The organism is Actinoplanes octamycinicus (assembly GCF_014205225.1).
GTDB classification, from domain to species: domain Bacteria; phylum Actinomycetota; class Actinomycetes; order Mycobacteriales; family Micromonosporaceae; genus Actinoplanes; species Actinoplanes octamycinicus.
The window spans coordinates 2,799,976-2,823,307 of the sequence record NZ_JACHNB010000001.1 but is presented as its reverse complement, the minus strand read 5'-3'; the positions used below and the strand labels follow the sequence as shown (position 1 = coordinate 2,823,307).

16 protein-coding genes and 1 pseudogene are annotated in these 23,332 nt (G+C 73.9%); 8 read left to right on the top strand and 9 right to left on the bottom strand.

What is annotated here, in order from left to right; all coding sequences use genetic code 11:
- Window positions 1-77: 77 nt before the first annotated feature.
- Window positions 78-1,103, bottom strand: a complete 1,026-nt coding sequence (locus tag BJY16_RS12700; RefSeq protein ID WP_185039661.1) for a LacI family DNA-binding transcriptional regulator — start codon at window positions 1,101-1,103, stop codon at window positions 78-80.
- Window positions 1,104-1,269: 166 nt separating this feature from the next.
- Between BJY16_RS12700 and BJY16_RS12695 the strand changes: the two genes are divergently transcribed.
- The gene (locus tag BJY16_RS12695) at window positions 1,270-2,331 is read left to right on the top strand and encodes an alpha/beta hydrolase (RefSeq protein WP_185046413.1); all 1,062 of its coding nucleotides are present in this window, start codon (window positions 1,270-1,272) and stop codon (window positions 2,329-2,331) included.
- On the opposite strand, the pseudogene BJY16_RS47070 reads toward BJY16_RS12695, so the two are convergent.
- Window positions 2,301-3,035 (bottom strand): annotated as a pseudogene (locus tag BJY16_RS47070) (helix-turn-helix transcriptional regulator); the annotation flags it as partial. The gene BJY16_RS12695 and the pseudogene BJY16_RS47070 sit on opposite strands and share 31 nt — an antisense overlap.
- 100 nt (window positions 3,036-3,135) lie before the next feature.
- Here BJY16_RS47070 and BJY16_RS12690 point away from each other — a divergent pair.
- Entirely contained in the window at window positions 3,136-4,209 is a 1,074-nt protein-coding gene (locus BJY16_RS12690) for an NAD(P)/FAD-dependent oxidoreductase (RefSeq protein ID WP_185039660.1), read from the top strand.
- Here the strand turns inward: BJY16_RS12690 and BJY16_RS12685 are convergent.
- Window positions 4,199-5,029: a TrmH family RNA methyltransferase gene (locus BJY16_RS12685; protein ID WP_185039659.1), complete on the bottom strand. Its 831-nt coding sequence runs from the start codon at window positions 5,027-5,029 to the stop codon at window positions 4,199-4,201. The two genes, BJY16_RS12690 and BJY16_RS12685, sit on opposite strands and share 11 nt — an antisense overlap.
- Before the next feature lie 164 nt (window positions 5,030-5,193).
- Here BJY16_RS12685 and BJY16_RS12680 point away from each other — a divergent pair, with 164 nt between their 5' ends.
- The gene (locus tag BJY16_RS12680) at window positions 5,194-6,168 is read left to right on the top strand and encodes a hypothetical protein (protein ID WP_185039658.1); all 975 of its coding nucleotides are present in this window, start codon (window positions 5,194-5,196) and stop codon (window positions 6,166-6,168) included.
- A 60-nt stretch (window positions 6,169-6,228) separates the two neighbouring features.
- On the opposite strand, the gene BJY16_RS12675 is transcribed toward BJY16_RS12680, so the two are convergent.
- From BJY16_RS12675 to BJY16_RS12650, 6 genes are all read right to left on the bottom strand, one after another.
- Window positions 6,229-7,089 (bottom strand): hypothetical protein, encoded by an 861-nt coding sequence (locus BJY16_RS12675; protein ID WP_185039657.1) that lies wholly within the window; start codon window positions 7,087-7,089, stop codon window positions 6,229-6,231.
- A gap of 68 nt (window positions 7,090-7,157) precedes the next feature.
- On the bottom strand, window positions 7,158-8,177 hold the full coding sequence (locus BJY16_RS12670) for a branched-chain amino acid ABC transporter permease (protein WP_185039656.1): 1,020 nt from the start codon (window positions 8,175-8,177) through the stop codon (window positions 7,158-7,160).
- Window positions 8,174-9,040 (bottom strand): branched-chain amino acid ABC transporter permease, encoded by an 867-nt coding sequence (locus BJY16_RS12665; protein ID WP_185039655.1) that lies wholly within the window; start codon window positions 9,038-9,040, stop codon window positions 8,174-8,176. Before BJY16_RS12665 ends, BJY16_RS12670 begins: the two co-directional genes overlap by 4 nt.
- 1 nt (window position 9,041) lies before the next feature.
- Window positions 9,042-9,743, bottom strand: a complete 702-nt coding sequence (locus tag BJY16_RS12660) for an ABC transporter ATP-binding protein (RefSeq protein ID WP_185039654.1) — start codon at window positions 9,741-9,743, stop codon at window positions 9,042-9,044.
- Window positions 9,740-10,486, bottom strand: coding sequence for an ABC transporter ATP-binding protein (locus BJY16_RS12655; protein ID WP_185039653.1), 747 nt, complete (start codon window positions 10,484-10,486; stop codon window positions 9,740-9,742). The genes BJY16_RS12660 and BJY16_RS12655 overlap by 4 nt, the downstream gene beginning before the upstream one ends.
- Window positions 10,487-10,491: 5 nt before the next feature.
- Window positions 10,492-11,679: a substrate-binding domain-containing protein gene (locus tag BJY16_RS12650; protein ID WP_185039652.1), complete on the bottom strand. Its 1,188-nt coding sequence runs from the start codon at window positions 11,677-11,679 to the stop codon at window positions 10,492-10,494.
- Between the two features lie 152 nt (window positions 11,680-11,831).
- On the opposite strand from BJY16_RS12650, the gene BJY16_RS12645 reads away from it, so the two are divergent.
- The 5 genes from BJY16_RS12645 to BJY16_RS12625 all read left to right on the top strand — a co-directional run bounded on the left by BJY16_RS12645 (window position 11,832) and on the right by BJY16_RS12625 (window position 23,326).
- Window positions 11,832-12,599 (top strand): 3-hydroxybutyrate dehydrogenase, encoded by a 768-nt coding sequence (locus BJY16_RS12645; protein WP_185039651.1) that lies wholly within the window; start codon window positions 11,832-11,834, stop codon window positions 12,597-12,599.
- On the top strand, window positions 12,584-13,420 hold the full coding sequence (locus BJY16_RS12640) for an alpha/beta hydrolase (RefSeq protein WP_239177605.1): 837 nt from the start codon (window positions 12,584-12,586) through the stop codon (window positions 13,418-13,420). Before BJY16_RS12645 ends, BJY16_RS12640 begins: the two co-directional genes overlap by 16 nt.
- 208 nt (window positions 13,421-13,628) lie before the next feature.
- The gene (locus BJY16_RS12635) at window positions 13,629-17,939 is read left to right on the top strand and encodes a beta-ketoacyl synthase N-terminal-like domain-containing protein (RefSeq protein WP_185039650.1); all 4,311 of its coding nucleotides are present in this window, start codon (window positions 13,629-13,631) and stop codon (window positions 17,937-17,939) included.
- Between the two features lie 2 nt (window positions 17,940-17,941).
- Window positions 17,942-18,919 (top strand): acyl carrier protein, encoded by a 978-nt coding sequence (locus BJY16_RS12630; protein ID WP_185039649.1) that lies wholly within the window; start codon window positions 17,942-17,944, stop codon window positions 18,917-18,919.
- The gene (locus BJY16_RS12625; protein ID WP_185039648.1) at window positions 18,920-23,326 is read left to right on the top strand and encodes a beta-ketoacyl synthase N-terminal-like domain-containing protein; all 4,407 of its coding nucleotides are present in this window, start codon (window positions 18,920-18,922) and stop codon (window positions 23,324-23,326) included.
- Window positions 23,327-23,332 lie beyond the last annotated feature (6 nt).

Genomic DNA, 23,332 nt, shown 5'->3' with positions numbered 1-23,332 from the left:
AAACCTTCGGCAAATACGTCAGTCAATGCGCGGGGGGTTCCGGATGCGTCGTTTCGGTTCCGGAACCGTGAAACACGTCAGCCGATCGGCAGCGGCCCGGTCGAGTCCCGCACCACCAGCTCGGTGGCCAGCTCCAGGTGCAGCGCGTCCAGCCGGTGCCCGCCGAGCATCCGGAGCAGCAGGTGCACCGCCATCCGGCCCATCTCGCCGAGCGGCTGGCGGACCGTGGTCAGCATCGGCTCGCACGCCGAGCCCAGGTCGATGTCGTCGAACCCGGCCACCGACAGGTCACCCGGCACGCTCAGGCCCCGCTCGGCGGCCGCCCGCAGCGCCCCCACCGCCATCTTGTCGTTGAAGGCCAGCAGCGCGGTCGGCCGCTCCGGCAGGTCGAGCAACTCGGCGGCGGCCCGGTGGCCCAGCTCGGTGGTCGGCTCCGCGACGAACCGGTGCAGCTCCGGATCCGGCAGCACGCCCGCGTCGGCCAGCGGCGCGAGGTAGCCGTGGAACCGGTTGTCGCTGGCCAGCCAGTCGCGCGGCCCGCCGATGATGCCGATCCGGCGGTGTCCCAGCTCGATCAGGTGGGCGGTCAGCGCGCGGGCCCCGGCGAAGTGCGCGGCGGACACCGCGGCCACGTCACGCGGCGGCGAGATCCGCGGGTCGACCAGGACGAACGGGAAGCCGCGGTCGCGCAGCCGGACCAGCTCGGCGCCCGGCTCCGGGGGCAGGATCAGCACCGCGCCGGCCACGTCCCGCCGCTCCGGCAGGGTGGGCAGCACCCGGGCCTGCTGGGCCACGGTGCCGGCGTTCAGGATCACGTGCAGGCCGTGCGGCTCCAAGGCCTCGGCGACCGCCGAGACGATCAGCCCGAAGTAGTCGGTCAGCACGTACGGGCAGCGGACGAAGACGCCGGCCGCCTGGGTCCGGGCGCCGCGCCGGCGCGGGGCTCGCTCGCCCAGGTTGCCCATCGCGCGCAGCACCCGGTCGCGGGTGCCGGGGGCGACGTTGGCCCGGTCGTTCAGCACCCGGGAGACGGTGGCGATGGAGAGGCCGGTGACGGCCGCGAGGTCGCGCACGGTGACTCGTGTTTCATCGCCTTGTTTCACGAGCGAAGCATAGACCAGGCTCGTTACCCGCGATACCACGGTACGACCGGCGTAGCCCCCGAGTACTAGGGGTTGTTTCCCGCCACGGACTGACGCCCGGCACCCCGCCGTCTTCCTACCTTTCGTCACACAACGGACATCGACGCAGGGGGAAGTCGTGAATCGGATGTGGCTGGTGGCCCTGGCGATGCTGATCGCACCGGCGCTGTGGCTGTTCGGGCCGACCGAGGCGGTCACCACGCGGTTGCCGGGCGTGGCCGAGTGGCGGGCCGGCGGACTGCCCGATCCCGCCACTCCGCCGGCCGCCATCGCAGCGTTCTTCGCCGCGCTCACGCCCCATGAAGCGACCGAGCTCGCTCGGAGACATCCGGACCTGGTGGGCAACTTGGACGGTGCGCCCCTCGCTCTGCGCTACGCGGCGAACCGCTCCTCCCCCGGCCGGCAGATCCTCGCGCTGGACCGGCGCGGCGACGGCCGGATCGCCGAGGTGCTCGGCGACCTGACCAGCGCCGGCCGGGTGGTGATCCTGATCCCCGGCGTCGACACCACCCTGGCGAACTTCGACACCGGCCTCGGCGGCGTCGAGCGGCGCGCCCCGGCCTGGCAGGCGAGGCAGCTCCACCGGCAGGTCGCCGGGGACACCGCGGTGATCGCCTGGCTGGGCTACGACCCGCCGGAGGGCATCCGCCGCGCCGCGCTCCGCGAGGACCGGGCCGCGTCCGGAGCACTCGCCCTGGAACGTTTCGTCGCCGGCCTGGTCGCCCGGCGGCCGGACCAGACGATCATGCTGGTCGGCCACAGTTACGGGTCCATCGTGGCCGGTCGTGCCGCCGCGCACCTGCCGGCCCAGGTCACCGACATCGTGGCGCTGGGCAGCCCGGGGATGGGCGTGGCGAACCGGGCCGAGCTGGGCGGGACCGCCCGCTTCTGGGCCGGCGCCGCGCCGGACGACTGGACCCGCAAGCTACCCGGTCTGCGGATCTTCGGCCTCGGCCACGGGCGGCTGCCGATCGACCCGGCCTTCGGCGCGCTGCCGTTCCCGGCCGGCGACCTGACCGGCCACGACGGCTACTTCGCGACCGGCACCTCGGCCCTGCGGGCGCTGGCTCAGCTGGCCACCAGCCGGAGCGGCGAGATCGCCCGCAACGCCTCGGCGGTCGCCTCGTCGGCCGGCAACTGGACCACCAGCCGCAGCCCGGTGTCTCCGGGCAGCTGCATGATCTCGTAGGCCAGCCGCAGTGACCCGGCCTCCGGATGCTCCAGGCGCAGCAAGCCGTGCGCCCGGGGCAGCCCGGGCACCCGCCCGGCCCGCTCGGTGAACTCCGTCCCGGCCAGCGCGGTCAGCTCATCGGTGAAGTCCGGCCGGGGCGGCCCGTCCTTCAGCGCGGCGACCTGTTCGTCGGCGACGTGCGCCCAGTCCGGGTATGCCCGCCGGGCCCGCGGATCGGTGAAGACGTACCGGTTGAGGTTCGGTTCGTCGTCGTCGAGCAGCCCGATCGGGCCGGTCAGCCGGCGGAATCCGGCGGTGTGCGCCAGGATGTCGCCGACCTGGTTGACCAGGGCCGCCGCGGCCGGCTCCAGCTGGTCGAGCACAGCACGCAGGCCGGGCCGCACGGTCCGCATCGGGTCGCCGGCGATCGCCCCGCAGGTGAACCCGCTGGCCACCTTGGTCAGCCGGTAGAGATGGGCACGCTCGGCGGCGGTCAGCCGCAACGGGCCGGAGAGCGCGGCGATCACCTGCGGTGACGGATGCCGGTCGCGGCCCTGCTCCAGCCGGATCAGGTACTCCACGCTGACCCCGGCGAGCATCGCCACCTCGGCCCGGCGCAGGCCGGGCGCCCGGCGCCGGTTGCCCGGCGGCAGACCGACCTCGGCCGGCGTCACCTGGTCCCGGCGGGCGCGCAGGAAGTTGCCCAGCTCGTTGTCGCTCACCGATCGACGGTAACCCGGCCCGGTCCGCCGAGGGTGTCCCCGCCACTACCACCCTGAGCGCGGCCTCCCTGCCGTCCGGGAATCGGCCGAGGGTCGAGGCATGAAGACGAGAGTGGTAGTGGTGGGCGGCGGTTACGGCGGCATCGCGGCGGCCCGCGACCTGGACGATGTCGCCGACGTGACGCTGGTGGAGCCCCGGGAGACGTTCGTGCACAACGTCGCCGCGCTGCGCGCGGCGGTCGACCCGGACTGGGCCGAGAAGATCTTCCTCCGGTACGACGGCCTGCTCTCCCGCGGCCGGGTCGTCCGGTCCCGCGCCTCGCTGATCACCCCCGGTCAGGTGGTCCTGGAGTCCGGCGACCGGCTGGACGCCGACTACATCGTGCTGGCCACCGGCGCGACCAGCCCGTTCCCGTCCCGGATGGACACCGGCGACCGGGCCGCGGCGGTGCAGCGGCTGCACGAGGTGCGCGACGCGCTCGGCCGGTCCTCCCAGGTGCTGCTGCTCGGCGCCGGTGCGATCGGCCTGGAGTTCGCCGGCGAGATCGCGACCGCCCTGCCGTCGACCGCGGTCACCGTGGTCGACCCGGCGTCCGCCCTGGCCGGCGGCCGGTTCCCGGCGGAGTTCGAGGCGGAGGCCAGGCGCCAGCTGGACGCGCTCGGGGTGCGGGTGCTGCTCGACACGAAGCTGACCGCGCCGCCCGATGTCCCGCCCGGCACGGTGCGGCCGTTCACGGTCACCACGGTGGCGGGCGACGTGCTCGCCGCCGACCTGTGGTTTCCGTGCTACGGCGGCGGGGCGGAGAGCGACTACCTGGGCGGGCCGCTGGCCGCGGCCCGGCAGCCGGACGGGCGGGTCGCGGTCGACGAGCACCTGCGGGTGGCCGGGCAGGAGCGGGTGTTCGCGGTGGGCGACCTGACCGCGGTGCCGGAGATGAAGATGGCCCGGGCGGCCGGCCGGCACGGCGAGGTGGTGGCGGCCAACATCCGGGCGCTCATCGAGGGGGGCGAGCTGACCGGGTACCAGCCGTTCCCGGACGGCATCGCGCTGACCCTGGGCCCGGCCGGCGGGGTCACCTACGCCCCGGAGTGGGGTCTGCTCGGCGCCGAGCAGACCAGCGAGCTGAAGGCGACGTTCCTTCTGGAACGCTTCCGCGAGCTGCTCAGGGCTTAGCCGCGCGGCGCTGGCGGGCGGCTTCGTAGAGGACCACCGAGCCGGCCGCCGCGGCGTTCAGCGAGCTGGCCGCGCCGGTCATCGGGATCCGCAGGATGTGGTCGCAGGCGGCCCGCCAGGCGCCGCTCAGGCCCCGGGTCTCGTTGCCGATCGCGATCACCTTCGGCCCGGTCAGATCGTGCTCGGCCAGCTCCACGTCCCCGCCCTCGTCGCTGCCGAGGATCTCCACCGGGAGACCCCCGCGGCGCAGCGCGACGACCTCGTCGACCACCTCCCGGTGGCTGGCGACCTGCACCACCGGCAGGGCGAACAGCGAGCCGGTGCTGGCCCGGACCGCCTTCGGGTCGTACGGGTCGGCGGCGTGCCCGGTGACCACCAGGCCGGTGGCGCCGAACGCGTCCGCGGACCGGATCAGCGCGCCGACGTTGGCCGGGGTGGCCGGCCGGTCGAAGACCAGGGTGAGCATCCGCGGCCCGGACCGGATCCGGGACAGGTCGTCGGCCGGCATGCCGACCACGGCGAGCAGCTCGGGCGACTCCTCGTCCTTGCCGCCCAGCTCGTGCATCAGCTCGGCGGCGAGCGCGTACCGGGCCACCCCGGAGGTCTGCTCCAGCACGTCCCGGCTCCACTGGGAGAGCCGCCGGGTGTCGTCGAGCAGCACGGCGTGCACCGGCCAGCCGTGCTGCACGGCGAGCGTGATCGGGCGGACCCCCTGGACCAGGAACTCGCCCGCCCGGTGCCGCTTGGTGCGGTTGGTGAGCAGCGCCTGCCACTGCTGGAAGGTCGCGTTCCGGGTGCTGATGCGCAGTGTCCTGGACATTCCCACCATGAAAGCAGTCCGGCCACGATCGCCCCGCCCCGGGTGCCGCGATCCGCCGCCCGGTGATCAGAAACGGCCGGAACGGCCCTGCCGGAACGCCGGAACGATGACGTATCGTCCAGCGTTCCGCAAGATCCACGCACCGCCCGAAAGGACATTCCCTGGTGCTTCGCACACTGCTGGCCACCGCCACGGTGACGGCCGGCCTGCTCGCCGTCCCCGGTGCCGCGTTCGCCGCCGACACCACCACGCAGCTGACCGCCGCCCAGATGACCGCGGCGCTCAAGGCCGTGGCCGGCGTCACCGGCACGACGGCGGCCAAGGGCTGGGCCGGCTCGTTCACGCTGACCGGCGAGCAGGGCTCGGGCACCGGCACGTTCGTCACCGACCCGGTGGGGGGCCGCGCCTACACCCGGGTCGACGTGCCGTTCCAGCACGAGACCAGCTACGCGGTGGCCACGAAGGGCGTCTACGCCTCGCTGGCCACGGCCGAGGAGAAGGCCGCCGTCACGATGATGCGCAAGCCTTCGGTGAAGTTCGTCTTCACCCCGCAGGCGACGCTGAACATCACCTCGTGGGCGAAGTACAACAGCGCCGACCCGGCGACCGTGCTGATCGACGACCCGGAGCACGCCGGCACCAAGGTCGAGCACGCCGACAGCTCGGTCACCTACCGGTACGGCGACGGCGACGAGGGCGACTTCACCTTCGAGGTCTCCCCGGCGGCCGTGCTGACCAGCGCGAAGATCGACTACGCGAACGCGCTGACCGCCACCTACACCTGGCGGTACGGATCGCAGAGCGTGACCCTGCCGACCGCCGCGCAAACGGTCAGCAGCGCCACCATGGCCAAGGGCCTGGCGTACCTGAACCTCGGCGCCGACGTGCGGAAGCTCGCCCGCAAGAGCGCGGCGGACGTGCGCGTCGCGGCGAACAAGCACACCGTCCGGGTGTCGGTGCTGCGCAAGGTGGTCAAGCGGGACGTCGCCAAGTTCAACAAGGCCGCCCAGGTCAAGGTCGTGACGGTCGCGAACATCACCGGTGGCGTCCGGATCAGCGCCCGCAACCCGTGGACCGGCGTCAAGGTGGCCTACACGATCAAGGCATCCGGCAAGAAGGTCGTCGTCACCAAGAAGTAGGTCAGACCCGCTTTCGGTACGCGGTGGGCGCGCGCTCACCGCGTACCGTAAATCGGGTTCTCACGCGGCGTTGACCTCCGCGACCCGGCGGAGCAGCGCGGCGTTGCGGGTCTTGATCGTCTCCAGGGCGGCCCGGTTCGCCTCGATCTCCCGCCGCTGGTAGGCGGTCTCCAGGGCGGCCCGCAGGTCGTAGTACCCGATCCCGGTCTTGCAGGCCACGTCCGCGGTGGCCACGGCGATCTCCACCCGGGTCGGCGCCGGGGTGGCGAACCGCGGGTCGTCGTTGCTCGCGAACGGGTCGGCGTAGTCGTAGCCGCGGGCCCGCATGCAGGCGCTCCACCTGGCGTGTGCCCGGACGGTCCGGCTGTCCGCCATCCCCTTCGCATAGGCCGCGTGGCTGAGCGTCTCCACCAGGTTCTCCTCGGCCTCCGCCCCGAGCTGGGCGAACGCGGTCGCGTTGCAGCCGCCCTTGGGCACCGGCCGGCCGGCGGCGGTGCCGGTCAACCCGTTCAGGACGGCCTCTTCGGCACTGCTCATCGCCTGGTCCGCGCCGATCGTGCGGGACCGCTCGTCGGCCTCCGGATCGTGGTAGCCGACGGTGGCCGCGCGCCGCGGATCGGCCAGCGTGTAGCGCTTCTCGTTGGGGGCGAGGAACTCCGGGAGGATCGGCGGCAGCGGGTAGTCGAAGCCGAACCGGTTCATGCACCGCCGCACCAGGGTCAGCCGGGCCCGCTGGAAATCCCGGCTCTGCTCGGGAGTGAGCCGGTACGCGTCCAGCGGCAGCCGGAACGCCCGGATGTCCCCGGCCCGGAACCCGGGGTCGATCGGAGGCTCCACCGCCGGCGGCTTCTCGGTGGCGCACGCGGCGACGACGGTCAGCGTCGCCGCCGCGAGCAGTGCGGAGATCAGTCTCGTCCTCACCCGGCGAAGCTTTCTCCGGGCCCCCGGACAGTGACCGGTGTCGAATCCCAGCTGGCACGAACCGGGGACTACGAGGCGCTCACCTCGGCCGGTCGGCGCAGCGCCCGGCGGACCGGGGCGAACCGGCCGCGCAGCCCGGCCAGCCCGCCCGGGACGAAGTAGACGGCCAGGATGAACAGCGTGCCGAGGACGAAGAGCGGCTGCCCGAACGGGCCGGGCAGCTGCCCGCCGAGCCGGGCCAGCCGCTGGTCCAGGAACGCGTAGAGGATGCCGCCGGCCACCGCGCCCCACCGAGTGCCGGCGCCGCCGAGCACCGCCATCACGATCAGCGCCAGGGTGAACTCGGAGGACGCCACGTGCGGCGAGGCGCCACCGACCACCAGGACGTAGACCGCGCCGCCGAGCGCGGCCAGCGCGCCGGCCACGACGAAGGCGAGCAGCTTCAACCGGTACGGCGACAGCCCGACCACCGCGATCCGCCGCTCGTCGTCGCGCAGCCCGATCAGGGTCCGGCCCAGCGGCGCCCGGTCGATGGCGTGCACCACCAGCACGGTGACCACCAGGAACGCCAGTGCCAGCCAGTACAGGTTGACCGTGTTCACCACGCCGACCAGGCCGCCGGGCAGTCCCGCGGTCTTCAGCGGCAGCCCCTCCTCACCGCCGGTCAGCCCGCCCGGGTCCCGGTTCACCAGGATGTAGCCGACCTGCGCGAAGGCCAGGGTGACCATGGAGAACGCGATCCCGGAGGTCTTCAGCGCCACCGAGCCGAGCAGCGCGGCCAGCGTCGCGGCGGCCAGCACGGTCACCGCGACGGCGCTCCACAGCGCCCAGCCGTAGTGGCTGACCAGGATGTCCACCCCGTAGGCGCCGGAGGCGATGGAGAGCGCGTGACCGAAGGAGAGCAGCCCGGCCCGGCCGAACAGCAGGTCGTAGCCGAGCGCCAGGCCGCCGAAGACCAGGCAGACGGCGAGCAGCTGGAGCGTGCCGGGCGAGTTGAGCGGGCCGTCGAACAGGCCCGGCAGGTTCAGCGTCGACCACGGCAGCACCACCGCCACCATCAGCAACGCGAGGGGCACGAACCTTTTCACGCGGTCGCCGCCTTCCCGGCGATCCCGGCCGGGCGCAGCAGCAGCACGATGGCGAGCAGGGCCACCACGCTGACGTCGCCGGCGCCGGACACGCCGTAGTAGTTCACGAACTGCTGGAGGACGCCGACCACCACGGCGGCGACGGCGGAACCGGTGACCGAGCCGAGGCCGCCGATCACCACCACGATGAACGCGAAGATCAGCAGCGAGCCGCCCTGGCCCGGGGAGATCGAGGTGAAGTACATCCCGCCGAGGATCCCGGCCAGGCCCGCGAGGGCCCCGCCGATCGCGAAGACCAGGGTGAACGCGTTGCGGACGTCGATGCCGAGCGCCTTGACCATGTTCCGGTTCTCCACGCCGGCCCGGATCACCAGGCCGTACCGGGTGAACCGGAGGAAGGCGAGCAGGCCGGCCAGCACCAGGACGGCGGCGCCGATCAGCAGGAACCGGTCGTCCGGCACCTGGGCGCCGAGGACCGTCGTGACGTTCCTGGTGAACGCGAAGCTGGGGAACACTCGGGCGTCGGCGCCCCAGATCGACTGGAGCAGCGCCACCCCGGCCAGCGACAGCCCGACGGTGACCAGCACCTGTTCGGTGTGCCGGGTGTACAGCGGGCGGATCATCGCCAGCTCGACCAGCGCGCCGGTGGCGGCGGCCGCGACGACGCCGGCCAGCACCGCCAGGGGCAGGCCCAGGTGCGGCTCGGCCCACCAGGTGACGTAGGCGCCGACCGAGAGGAACAGGCCGTGCGCGAAGTTGAGCACCCCGGCCAGGCCGAAGACCAGGGACAGGCCGGAGGCGATCAGGAAGTAGAGCGCCGCCAGGCCGAGCCCGGTCAGGGTCAGCAGAACCACAGTGGACAACTCAGTGCCTCCCGACGCCGAGCAGGGATCGCGTCGCGTCGCCGTCCGCGAGCAGGTCGGTGGCCGGGCCGCGCCAGGCGACCCGGCCGGTCTCGATCACCACGGCGTCGGTGGCCAGCTTGCGCACCACCGCGAGGTTCTGTTCGACCAGCAGCACCGGCACCCGCTCGGCGACCCGGCCGAGCACGGTGGCCACCGAGGTGACCACGGCCGGCGCCAGGCCCTTGGTGGGCTCGTCGACCAGCAGCAGCCGGTTCGGGTTGAGCAGCACCCGGGCGATCGCCACCATCTGCTGCTGCCCGCCGGAGAGCGTGCCGGCCCGTTGCTGGGCGCGCTGCTCCAGCTCCGGGAAGAGGTCGTGCACCAGGGCGTAGTCCGGATCCGGGACCCGTTCGGCCAGCCGCAGGTTCTCCGCCACGGTCAGGCCGGCGAAGACGCAGCGGTCCTCGGGCACGTAGGCCAGGCCTTCCCGGACCAGCTTGTGGGTGGGCCGGCCCTTCGTCGCCACGCCGCCGAACTCGATGACGCCGTCGGCCGGGACCTCGCCGACGATCGCGCGCAGCGTGGTGGTCTTGCCGACGCCGTTGCGCCCGAGCAGGGCGGTGACGCCGGTCGGGGCCACCTCGAAGGTGACGCCCTGCAGGATGTGCGAGCCGCCGAGGCGTACCGAGAGGTCGGCGACCCGCAGGATCGGCGTGCTCACAGGCCCTCCCCCAGATATGCCTCCTGCACGAACGGATCCGCCATCACGGCGTCCGGGCTGTCGCACGCGAGCAGCGCGCCGTGGTGCAGCACGGCGACCCGGTCGGCCAGGTCGAGCACCACGTCCATGTGGTGCTCGACCATCAGCACGCTGCGGCCGGTGCCGGCGGTCAGCCCGCGGATCACCTCGACCAGGGTGGGCACGTCCTCGGTGCTCACCCCGGCCATCGGCTCGTCCAGCAGCAGCACCCGCGGCTCGCCGGCCAGCAGCAGCGCGATCTCCAGCTTGCGTTTCTCGCCGTGGGCGAGCGAGCCGGCGTCCCGGCCGGCCCGGTGCTCGAGGTGCACCTCGGCGAGGATCTCCGCGGCCCGGGTGGCGATCTCCCGGTCCGCGCGGCGGCGCCAGGCGCGCATCGCGCCGCCCCGGCGCGCCTGCACGGCGAGCGCGACGTTCTCGGCGACGGTCAGCGACCCGAAGACCGCGGAGGTCTGAAAGGTACGACCCAGGCCGCGCCGGGCTCGGCGGTACGGCGCCAGCGCGGTCACGTCGTCCCCGGTGAGCCGGATCCGGCCGGCGCTGGGCCGGCGCAGCCCGCTGATCAGGTTGAACAGCGACGTCTTGCCGGCGCCGTTCGGTCCGATCAGCGCGACGAACTCGTCCGGTGCCAGCTCCAGCGTCACGTCGTCGACGATCGGCACCGCGCCGATCCGCCACGACACCCCCTCGACGGCGAGGGCCGTCATGTGGCTCAGCCCTTCATCGCGGCGGCCGGCGGAGCGGCGGCCTCGGCGTCGATCGTGCCGGTCGGGGTGGCGGTCGCCGCGTCCCCGGCACCGGTCAGCTTGGCCTGGAACATCGGCTGCAGCAGCGCGTGGTCCGCGGGCCTGACGGTCAGCTTGCCCTTGACCGAGTCGAAGCTGTAGCCCTCCAGCGCGCCGACCATCTTGTCCGCGTCGTCCGGGCTCGCGGTCAGCGCGTGCACGATCATCTGCGCGGCGGCGAAGCCGTCCGGGTGGAACAGGTCGGTCTTGCCGCCCGGCACGGCGCCCTTGAGCGCCTGGTAGGCCGGGTTGTCCACGGCGCCGTCGAAGTAGTGGGCGAGCAGGTTCAGCTTGGCCGCGCCGGCCCCGAACCCGGCCCACGAGGCCCGGATGTCCAGGCCGGTGACGACCTTGGTGCCGGCCAGCACGCCCTGCTGGTCGAGCGCCTGCCACATGGCGCCGGCCGTGGTGCCGGCCCAGGCGACGAAGACCAGGTCCGGCTTGGCGGCCTTGATCTGGGTGGCGAACGGGGTGAAGTCGGTGGCGCTGGCCGGCACCGCGATGCTGGTCACCGTCGCGCCGGCGCCGCCGAGCACCTTGGTGACCGCGTCCACGTTCGACTTGCCGAACGCCGAGTCGGGGGCGAACACGGTGACCTTCTTGCCGTCGCCGAGGAACGCCTTGGCGGTCAGCACGTCCTGGTACGACTGCCGGCCGGACCGGAACGTGTACTTGTTCACCCCGGTGATCCCGTCGGTCGCCGCCGGGCCGGAGACGAACAGCACCTTGTTCTCCGCGGCCAGCGGCGCCACCTGCAGCGCGACGCCGGAGCTGGTCGAGCCGGCGAGCACCTTGACGCCCTTGCCGATCAGGTCCTTGGCGGCGGACACCGCCTTGACCGGGTCGCCGGCGTCGTCGGTCCAGGTCACGTTGATCGTCCGGTCACCGATCTTGCCGGTGCCGTCGGTCGCGTAGGCCAGGCCGGCCTTGAAGCCCTCGGCGTACTGCGCGCCGTAGCTGGCCAGCGGCCCGGACTGGGAGTAGACCACGCCGACCTCGATCGCCGCGTCGTCGCCGGCCGACCCCTGCGGACTGCCACAGCCGCTCGCGGTTACCACCACGGCTGTCAGCGCGGCGCCCAAGAGTGTGCGCCGGGTTGTCGTCAAGCCCCTCATCGGACGCCTTCCGTTGATAAGTCTTTCGGTGTGGCCACACGGTAGGAGGCGGGTGGTGACCCAGGCCACCTTCGTCGATCACATCGATCCGCCCCGCCTTGTGTGGCCGGCACACATATTCGCCACCGTCGCTGGTCCGTACGGTCACCGCCATGACGACGGCACACGTGGTCGACCTCGACCTCACGGGACGCACCGCGCTGGTGACCGGCGCCGGCAGTGGCATCGGGCGCGCCTGCGCCGAACGACTGGCCGCGGCGGGCGCCGAAGTGCTGGCAGTGGACATCGACGAACGGGCGGCGAAGGAGGTGGCCGCGGCGATCGGCGGCCGGGCGATCGGCGCCGACCTCGCCGACCTGGACGCGGTCGACGCGCTCCCGGCCGCGGTCGACGTGCTGGTCAACAACGCCGGCCTGCAGGTGGTGGCGCCGCTGACGGAGTTCCCGCCGGACAAGTTCGCGCTGATCCAGCGGGTGATGGTGGAGGCGCCGTTCCGGCTGACCCGGCTGGTGCTGCCGCACATGTACGACCGTGGCTGGGGCCGGATCGTCAACATCTCCTCGGTGCACGGGGTGGTCGCCTCGCCGTACAAGGCCGCCTACGTCACCGCCAAGCACGGCCTGGAGGGCCTGTCCAAGGTGACCGCGCTGGAGGGCGCCGAGCACGGGGTGACCGCGAACTGCGTGAACCCGGCATTCGTCCGGACCCCGCTGGTCGACAAGCAGATCGCCGACCAGGCCGCGGTGAACGGCATCGCCGAGACCGAGGTGGTCGAGAAGATCATGTTGAAGCGGGCGGCGATCAAGAAGCTGATCGAGCCGGAGCAGGTGGCCGAGTTCGTCGCCTACCTGTGCAGCCCCCCGGCCTCGTTCATCACCGGCTCGTCGATCATGATCGACGGCGGGTGGACCGCGCACTGAGCTGGGAGGTGGTCGCAGTGGAGGAGATCGACGTACCGGTGGCCGGCGGCACGCTGCGGGTGCTGAGCTGGCCGGCCGACGGGCCGGTGGTGATCGCCGCGCACGGCATCACCGCGAACGCTCTCTCCTGGGCCGCGGTGGCGCGCGCCCTGGACGGCAAGGTGCACCTGGTCGCGCCGGACCTGCGCGGCCGGGCGTTTTCAGCGGATTTGCCGGGACCCTATGGGATGAGCACACACGCCGACGACCTGATCGCTGTCGCCGAGCACTTCGGCGTCCGGCGGGCCCCGCTGGTCGGGCACTCGATGGGCGGGTTCGTGGTGGCCGCGACCGCGGCGAAGCACCCGGACCGGGTCGGGCCGGTGCTGATGGTGGACGGCGGCATCTCGCTGGGCGTGCCGGCCGGCATCGACGTGGACGTGGCCCTGGAGGCGGTGATCGGCCCGGCCATGCGCCGGCTGTCGATGACCTTCGCGTCGGCCGGCGAGTACCTCGACTACTTCCGGCAGAACCCGGCGCTCGGCCGCTACTGGGGCCCGGACCTGGAGGCCTACATCCTGCGCGACTTCACCGGCAGCGGCTCCTCCTGCCACCTGGAGGCGATTCGCGGCGACGCCGCCGACATGCTCCGCAACCCGCCCCCGGCCCCGTTCCCGCTGCTCTGGGCCCCCCGCGGGCTGATGGACGAGGACACCGGCCTCTACCGCGCCGACCAGCTCACCGGCGTCGACGCCGAACTCGTCCCGGACGTCAACCACTACACGATCCTGCTCGGCCCGGGCGCCGAGCACGTCGCCGCCCGCATCCTCACCGTGCTCTGAGGTTTCCGGTGCGCGCCGGGCAGCACGGTACCCCGGCCGGCCATTCCGTGCCATGAGAAATAAACAGAATAGGGGTCCGCATCGTCGGGGCCCAGGGATTCCTGAACACCATTAGCGGTCGGCGATCATTGACCGGCAACCCTGCCATGCCTAGCGTTTTCCGTGCGGCTCGGAATTATTTCCCTCCGACGACGACGGGACGGTTGGGATGCGCGAGGACATCGCTGTGGTGGGCGTCGCATGCCGTTATCCGCAGGCACGGAATGCGACGGAATTCTGGGAGAACTTACGGGCCGGCCGGACCGCCATCGGCCCGATCGGCGACCACCAGTGGGAGGCCGGCCGGTATTTCGCGCCGGACTCCGCGCCCGGCACGGTCAACAGCAGGTGGGCCGGTTCGCTGGCCGACGCCGACTGCTTCGACCACGCGTTCTTCAGCGTCTCGCCGCGCGAGGCCGTCGCCATCGACCCGCAGCACCGCCTGCTGCTGGAGGAGGCCTGGCACTGCGTCGAGGATTCCGGTCTGCCGCTGCGGCTGCTCCAGTCCGCCCGCACCTCGGTCAGCATCGGGCTGTCCACTCACGACCACCTGCTCCGCTCGGTGGCGAACGACAAGCCGGTGGACGTCTTCGACGGGGTCGGCAACTACGCGAACATGGCGGCGAACCGGATCTCCCACCTGCTGGATCTGGACGGGCCGAGCCGGACCGTGGACACCGCCTGCTCCTCCTCGCTGACCGCGCTCGGCCAGGCACGCGCCGACATCCTGCACGACGATTGCGAGTTCGCCCTGGTCGGCGGCGTGAACCTGATCAACTCGCCGTGGCGCTACCTGGCCTTCACCCAGTCCCGGATGCTCAGCCCGGACGGCCGCTGCTTCACCTTCGACCACCGCGCCAACGGCTACGTGCCCGGTGAGGGCGTCGGCGTGGTGCTGCTGACCAGCGTGGCCACCGCGGAACGGCTCGGCTGCCACGTCTACGGCGTGCTCAAGGCGGTCGCCACCAACCACAACGGACACAACCGCAGCGTCACCGCGCCGAGTGTGGCCGCACAGACCGCCCTGATCCGCCGGGCGCTGCGGACCGCCGGCGTCGACCCGGCCCGGGTCGGCTACGTGGAGGCGCACGGCACCGGCACCAGCCTCGGCGACCCGATCGAGGTGGAGGCGCTGCACCAGGCGTACCGGCCGGGGCCGGGGACGCCGCTGCGGGTCGGCTCGGTGAAGACCAACATCGGGCACGTGGAAGCCGGCTCCGGCCTGGCCGGGCTGATCAAGGTGCTGCTCATGCTGCGCCACCGGACCATCCCGCCGACCCTGAACCGCGAGGTCACCAACCCGGTGATGCAGGGCGCGGCCGAGCACGTCGAGTTCCCGGACAGCGCGCTCGACTGGCCGGCCGACGGCCCGCGGGTCGCGGCGGTCAGCGCCTTCGGGTTCGGCGGCGCCAACTGCCACGCGGTGGTCGAGGAGTACCGGCGGACCGATCCCGGCCCGGCCGCCACGCCACCCGCCGCCCCGGTGTTCACGGTCGCCGCGAGGACCCGGGAGGCGCTGCTGGCCATCCTCGCCGGGTGGGCCGGGCAGCCGCACCCCGCCGAGGAGCTGTGCGCGGCCAGCAATCAGCGGTCGTTGCGGCTCCCCCACCGCTTCGGGGTGCCGGCCGCGGAGCTGCCCGGCGTCCTGGCCCGGGTACGCGCCGGCGAGTCTCCCGGTCCGATCAGCGTCGTGACCTCGGCTCCGGACCTGGTCGTGCTGCTCACCGACACGGTGCCGCCCGGTCACGCCGGCCGCGACGTCACCCCCGAGGTCGCCGCCGCGGTGGCCGGGCGTGACCCGGACCCCGCCCGGCGCCGGCTGCTCGACCGGTTCACCGACGCCCTGGGCTGGCTGGACACCCTGGCCCGGCGCGGGGTCCGGCCCACCGAGATCATCGCGCCCGGCCCGGCCGGCGGCGCTGCCGCGCTGGTGCACAGCGGCGCGGTCCCGCTGCCGGAGGCGATCGAGGCCCTGCTCGGCGACGGCCGGCTGACCACCCGGCAGCCGCCCGGGTGCGGGGTGCGGGCCGGCGCCGAGCGCCTGGCGCCGAACGAGCCGACGGCGGAGTACCTGCGGCGGCTGCTGGACGAGCGTGCCGCCACGGTGGACAGCGTCGCCCCCTACCTCCGGCACGCCGCGATCCTGCTGGACCATCAGCACACGTTCCGGCGGGCTGTCCGGGAATGGGAGAAACTGCTCGCCACCCGGGCCATCGCCATCGATACCGCGATCCGCCGGTTCGACGATCCGGAAATGACATTCTCGGCTGACGAATGGGCGACGATCGCGCTCGTGGTGAATGTCGCCCTGGTCCGCGTCTACGAGGCCTGGGAACTGACTCCCGCGCCGTGGCTGACGCCGGCCACCCACGAATTCGCCGTTCTGGTCAGCCGGGGGCTCATCGATCCGTCCGACGCGGTCGCCGCATTCTTCGGCGAGGCCGATCCGGCCGCGCTGGCCGCCGCCCTCGCCGAGCGTCCGGCGATCCGCTCGGCGCCGCTCGCCGGGCTCCCCGCGCTGCGGTCGGCCACCGCGGCCCGGGCCGCCGGGCGGCCGGTACGCCTCGGCGACGGCGCGGCGGCCGGCCCGGCCGCCGCGCTCGGGTCAGCCGGTCGCCGTGGCGCGCTCGTGGTGCTGCTCGGTGACCCGCCGGCCGGCCTGCCCGCGGGCCTGGACCCGGTCCGGGCCGGCGAGCCGGGCGCCCTGCTGCTGGAGATCTGGCGGCGCGGCGGCGACCCGGACTGGTCGGCGCCGAGGTCGCCCGGCCTGCCCGGCCTGCCGGGATACGCCTTCGACCGCCATCCGCACCGGCACGACGACCCGGCCACGCCGCGGGGTCCCGCCGCCGCGCCGCCGCGCCCGGACCGGCCGGACAGCGCGCCGGCCGAGCTGGAGTCGCTGCTGTGCCGGCTGGTGGCCACGGCGACCAAGTCGGCGCCGGCCCTGATCCGGCCGGACACCCCGTTCGCCGACCTGGGCATCGACTCGCTGATCATCCAGACCCTCAACGCCGAGCTGCGCTCCCGGTTCGGGGACCTCTCGGCCACCCTGTTCTACGAGTGCCCGGACGTGGCGGCGGTGGCAGCCCGGCTCGCGCGGGACTACGACGTCGGGATGCCCGCGCCGGACGCTCCGCCGGCGGCCACCGCGCGACCCGGGCGGAGCCGGCCGGTCGACCCGCCGCCGTCGTCGAGCATCGCGATCATCGGCTTCGACGGGCGCTTCCCCGGTGCGGACAGCGTCGAGGAGTTCTGGGCGAACCTGTGCGACGGCCACGACGCGATCACCGAGATCCCGCCGTCCCGCTGGGATCACGACCGGTACTTCGACCCGCGCCGCGGCGTACCGGAGAAGGTCTACGCGAAGTGGGGTGGCTTCCTGTCCGACGTGGACCGGTTCGACGCCGGCTACTTCGGGGTGGCGCCGGCCGACGCGCTGTTCATGGACCCGCAGGAACGGCTGTTCCTGGAGGCGGTCCGCGGGTGCCTGGAGGTCGGCGGGTACACCCGGGACCGGCTGCGCACGGCGCACCGCAACGAGGTCGGCGTCTTCGCCGGCGCCACGGTCAACAACTACCAGCTGGTCCAGCACGAGTCCGGATCCGGCGCCCCGATCAACTCGCAGACCTACGCGATCGCCAACCGGGTGTCCTACACCTGGGATCTGCGCGGGCCGAGCGTGACGCTGGACAGCGCCTGCTCGTCCGCCCTGCACGCGCTGCACCTGGCCGCCGAGAGCCTGCGCCGCGGCGAGTGCTCGCTGGCCGTCGCCGGTGGGGTCAACCTGTCGCTGCACCCGTCGAAGTACCAGATGCTCGCGCGGTACCAGTTCCTCTCCTCGGACGGCCGCTGCCGGGCGTTCGGTGCCGGCGGTGACGGCTATGTGCCGGCCGAGACGGTGGGCGCGTTCCTGCTCAAGCCGCTGGCCCAGGCGCGGCGGGACGGCGACCGGGTGTACGGGGTGATCCGCGGCAGCGCGCTCACCCACGGCGGGCGGACCACCGGGTTCACCGTCCCCAGCCCGGCCGCGCAGACCGCGGCGATCGACCGGGCGCTGCGGCAGGCCGAGGTCGACCCGGCGACGGTCAGCTACATCGAGGCGCACGGCACCGGCACCCGGCTGGGCGACCCGATCGAGATCGCCGGGCTGCGCGCCGCCTTCGCGCCGCCCGGGCCGGGTGGGCCGCGCCGCGCGATCGGCTCGGTGAAGTCCAACATCGGCCACGGCGAGGCAGCGGCCGGCGTGGCCCAGGTGGCCAAGGTGCTGCTCCAGCTGCAGCACCGCGCCCTGGTGCCGTCGCTGCACGCCGAACGGACCAACCCCGAGATCGACTTCGCCGCCGCCCCGGTGTCCGTGCAGCGCGCCTTCGCCCCCTGGGACCCGGTGGCGATGGGCTTCGGCGACGTCCCGCGCCGCGCCGGCGTGACGTCCATCGGCGCCGGCGGCACCAACGTCCACCTCGTGCTGGAGGAGGCCTGACCATGACCGCCGACACCCGTCAGTTCGTCGTCGCCGTCTCCGGCCGCGACGATGACTCCCTGACCACGCAGGCCCGGGACCTGGCCCGATACCTGGGCGACGCCCGCCGGGAGCCGGCCAGGGTCGCGTTCTCGCACGCGGTCACCCTGCCCGCGGTGGTGAAGACCCTGCTCTGCCTGCGGGAGACCCATCCGCACCGGCTGGCCTGCACCGCGGGCTCGGTCGAGGAGGCCGCCGACCGGCTGCGGACGTACGTCTCGCTGGCCGGCGACCCGCGGGCCCTGGCCCAGCACGGGATCTACCGGACCACCGTGGACCGCAGCGTCTTCGACGAGCCGGACGACGCCGGGGACCGGGCCTACGCGGCGCGGCTGGCGGCCGAGGGGCGGCACCGGCAACTGGCCCGGCTGTGGGCGGTCGGCTACCCGGTCGACTGGGCGCGGATCTACCCGGACCTGGCCGGGGAACGCCCGGTCTACCTGCCGCCGACCCGGTTGTCCCGGCGGCGCTTCTGGCCGGACCCGGCGACACCCCCGGCGGGGGAGCCCGCGCCGCCGGCGGTGGAGCCCGCGCCGCCGGCGGCCACCGGCTCCGACCTGCTCGGCGACCTCGGCGACCTGCCGGACGTGCTGCGCCGGCAACGGCTCGGTGACTACCTGCAGCGCCAGATCGGGCTGGTGCTCGGCTATCCGGACGGCGAGCTGCCGCGTACCGACCAGGGATTCTTCGACCTCGGCATGACCTCCATCCACCTGGAGACGGTCCGCTCCGCCATCGTGCGGGACCTCGCCGTCGACCCGGAGCCGTCGGCGGCCTTCGACCACCCGACGATCACCGAGTTCGTCCGCTACCTGGCGGACCGGATCGAGCCGGCGACGACCGGCGACCCGACCGGATCGGTGCTGGCCGGCCTGGACGAGCACGAGATCGACAGCCTGTCGGCGACCGACCTGGAACGTCTGCTCGGCGAGGTGGTCTGAATGACCGAGACCGACAAGCTCAGAGCCCTGCTCCGGAAGTCGCTGGCCACCATCCGGGAGCTGAACCGGGAGGCGGCGGCCCGGGACGCCGCGGAGACCGGCGCCGCCGACCCGGTCGCCATCATCGGCGCGGCCTGCGAGCTGCCCGGCGGCGTCGGCACGCCGGAAGAGTACTGGGCGCTGCTGCAGTCCGGCGAGGAGTGCCGGCGCGACGAACCGGGCAGCCCCTGGCTGCGGGAGGTCTACCGCCGGTACTTCCGGCGGCATCCGGCCGCCCGGACGCACACCCGGGCCGGCTACCTCGACGGCGACGTGACGCTCTTCGATCCGCGGCGGTTCGGCATCTCGCCCACCGAGGCGCGGGACATGGATCCGGCCCAGCGGCTGGCCCTCAAGCTGACCGCGCAGGCGCTGGAGCGGGCCGGCTACGACCCGCACCGGGTCGACGGCCGGGTCGGTGTCTGGTTCGGCGTGATCGGCGGCGAGTACGGCGCGCTCGGCCGGGTCTCCGGCACGCCCGGCCGGCACCTGGCCACCGGCATGCTGACCAGCGTGGTCTCCGGGCGGATCAGCCACACCTTCGGGTTCGGCGGGCCGACCATGTCGATCGACACCGCCTGCTCGTCGTCGCTGGTGGCGTTGCATCTCGCCGCCGAGGCGATCCGGGGCGGCGACTGCGACGTCGCGGTGGTCGGCGGCGTCAACCTGCTGCTCGACCCGTCGGTGTTCACCGTCCTGGCCGGGGTCGGCGCGCTCGCCGCCGACGGTCGCTGTCACTCGTTCTGCGGTGGCGGCGACGGCTACGGGCGGGGCGAGGGCGGTGGCGTGGTGGTGCTCAAGCGGCTCTCCGCGGCCCGGCGCGACCGGGACCAGGTGCTCGCGGTCGTCGAGGCCACCGGGGTCAACCACGACGGCGCCTGCAGCGGGCTGACCGTGCCGAACGGGCGCGCCCAGCGCGCGTTGATCGAGAGCACCCTGCGCCGGGCCGGCCTGTCCGGGGCGGACGTCGACTACCTGGAGGCGCACGGCACCGGGACCCCGCTCGGCGACCCGATCGAGCTGGCCGCGGCGAGCGAGGCGTTCTGCGCGGACCGCCCGGCCCGGCGGCCGCTGCTGGTCGGCTCGGCGAAATCGCAGATCGGGCACCTGGAGGCGGCGGCCGGCATCGTCTCGCTGATCAAGTTGATGCTGGTGCTGCAGCACCGCCGGGCGCCGGCCCAGGTGCTGCCCGGGCCGATCAACCCGGCCATCGACTTCGCGGCGCTGCGCCTGCACGTGCCGACCAGCGACGTCCCGCTGCCCGGGCAGCGGCTGACCGGGGCGGTCAGCTCGTTCGGCTTCAGCGGCACCAACGCGCACGCGATCCTGAGCCGGCCCGCCGCGGAACCGGCCGCGCCGGCCTCCCCGGCGCCCCGGACGCACGCCCTGCTGCTGTCCGGGCGGTCAGCGGCGGCCCTCGACGCGTGCGTCACCGACCTCACCGAGCATCTGGTCGCCACCGACACCGCCCGGGCTGAGGACGTCAGCTTCACCCGGGCCACCGGCCGCGAGCACGGCGCCTTCCGCGGCTACGTCACCGGCGCCGACCGGGACGACCTCGTCACGGCGCTGCAGGCGTACCGGCAGACCGCTCAGTTCGTCACGTCGCCCGGGCCGGCCGCCGCCGGGCCGCCGAAGCTCGCCGTCGTGCTGGACGGCTCGGCGCCCCTCGGGCCGGACGCCCGGGCGGCGTCGTGGCACCGGGACTTCCCCGGCTTCCGCGAGGGCTTCGCCCGGCTGGCGCGGGCCTGGTCGGCCCGCGGCGGCGAGCCGCTGGAGCAGCTGCTCACGGCCGGTGCGCGGCCGGCCGACCCGGTCGTGTCGGCGGTGCTCCGGGTCGCCACGCTCGGCGGCCTCACCGGGATGCTGCGCGACCTCGGCATCCGGCCGGAGATCTGGTGCGCCGAGGGGGTCGGCGTGCTCGCCGTGGCGGTCGAGACCGGCGTGCTCACCCCCGACGCGGCGCTCACCGAGCTGTCCCTGCTGCACGACCGCCCGGCGCCGGCCGGCGAGCCGCGCCGCGGCGGATCCGGGCGGGTGGGCGCGGCGATCGTCTGTCCGCGCGACGGCGGGTTCGTCGGCGCACGCCAGCTGGCCGACCCGGACTACTGGCGGCAGGCGGTGAGCGCCCGGCTCGACCTGGACGCCGCCACCGCGCTCTGCGCCGGGCACGGCGTCCGGATCGCGCTCGCGACCGGCCCGGCGACGGACGCGGCGGCCGGCCTGCCGATCGAGGTGATCGGCTTCGGTCCCGGCGAGGACGGCCACGAGGCCCTGCTGCCGGTGCTGTTGCGCCTCTACGAGCTCGGCGCGGACCTCGACTGGCGGGCGCTCTACGCCGGTTCGTCCGCCCGGCGGGTGCTGGTGCCGACGACACCGATGGACGAGGCGCCGTACGCCTTCGAGCACCCCGACGACCAGCCCCTCCCGCCGGCCCGCGCGGACGCGCTGGACCCGGCCGTCCACCTGTCGCCGGGCGCCGGCGGCGAGTTCGACTTCGTGCTGGACGCGACCTCCCTGCCGCTGGCCGACACCCACCAGATCGTGCACGTCGGCTACTTCGTCGAGATGCTGTCCCGGGCGGCCGCGCTGGCCCGGCCGGACGCCGAGTTCGACATCGGCGCGATGCGGTTCAGCAGCGCGCTGGTGGTGGCCGGCGCGCCGGTCGCGGTCCGGCTGACCTTCACCGACCTGCCCGGCGCCGAACCGGAGTTCGCCTTCCACTCACTGCTGGACGCCGCGCACAACCGCTGGCAGCTGCACGTTTCCGGGCGGCTGGCCGAGCGGCGGACCCCGCCTGGGCCGCGAACCGTGTCGGCGGCCACCACCCCGCTGCTGTCCCATGCGGACTTCTACGCCGGGATGGACGACCGGGGCATGCGGCTCGGCCCGAGCGTGCGCGCCGTCGGGGCGGTCCACCGGGACGAGGACGGCGTGCTGGCCGAGATCGACCCGGCCTTCCCGGCCGCGGATCGGGTGACGCCCGGCCTCTTCGACGGCGCGGCGCAGCTCTTCCACACCGTCATGCCGGACGGGGCGTTCATGGTGGAGACGCTGAGTTCGCTGGTGGTCCACCCGGGCGAGCCGGCGACGCCGGCCCGGATCCGCCTGGACCAGGTCCGGCCGCACCCGGACGGTACGGGCGCCGCCGGCCGGCTGGCGGTGCTGGACGACCGGGCCCGGGTCCTCGTCGAGTTCTCCTGCGTGGTGCGCCGGATCAGCGGCGGCATCGCCTCGGTGCTGGCCGCCGCCGCGCCGCCGGCCGAGGATCCCCTGCTCGACCCGGCCGCGATCACCGGCGCCGACCGGCTGACCGACGCGTTGCGGGACGTGGTGTCGGCGCTGACCGGCACCCCCGCCGAGGAGATCCGGCCCGGCGACACCACCACGGACCTCGGGGTGGACTCGCTGCTGGCGGCCCGCCTGCACCACGCCATCGGACCGGTCAACCGGCACCAGCGGGTCGAGCTCAAGGACATCGTGCAGGGCATCTCGATCGACCGGCTGGCGGCCGCGCTGACCGGCGCCGGCGAGCGTGCGCGCCCGTCCGGGAGCGGTCACGGCTACCTCTCCCCGCGGCCCGGCAAGCCCCGGCTGCGCCTGCTCTGCCTGCCCTACGGCGGCGGCAGCACGCTGCTGTTCCAGGGCTGGCAGCGACATTTCCCGGACGACGTCGAGGTGTGCCCGGTCGCCCTGCCCGGCCGCGGCCACCGCCTCGCTGACCCGCTGGTCCCGGACGTCCACCAGGTGGTCGACGAGCTGGTCAAGGAGGTCGAGGCGGTCTCCGACGTGCCGTTCCACCTCTACGGGCACAGCGCGGGTGGGCTGATCGCGTACGTGCTGGCGCAGCGGCTCCGGGACCGGGGCAACACCGCGCTGCGGCACCTCACCGTCGGCGCCTTCAGCAGCCCGGGCGGTGGCGACAACCCGTTCCACCGGGCCTGTCTGCGGGCACTGAACGCCGCGGGGTACCCCGAGGTCCCGCGCACCGAGGAGATCCGGGCGCTCGGCGCCACCGAGCTCGCCGCCCTGGCCGGGATCTTCCGGTTCCCGCCGGTCGACGACCCGGGGCTGGAGTTCACCCGGTTGACCCTGCCGATCCTGGCCGCCGACATCCGGCTGGTGGGCAGCTTCGAGCCGGACGACGCGGCCGTCCTGGACGTGCCGGTCACCGCGCTGCACGGCCGCGGCGACGACCGGGTCACCGAGCCGGAGATGCGCGACTGGGCGCGCTGGACCTCAGCCGGCTTCGACTTCCAGCTGCTCGACGGGGACCACTTCTTCCTGCACCCGGATCAGCGCCGGGACCGGACCATCGAGATCCTCCGCGGCCGCCTCCAGGGGGACGACGCCGGCGCTAGGGGTTAACCGGCA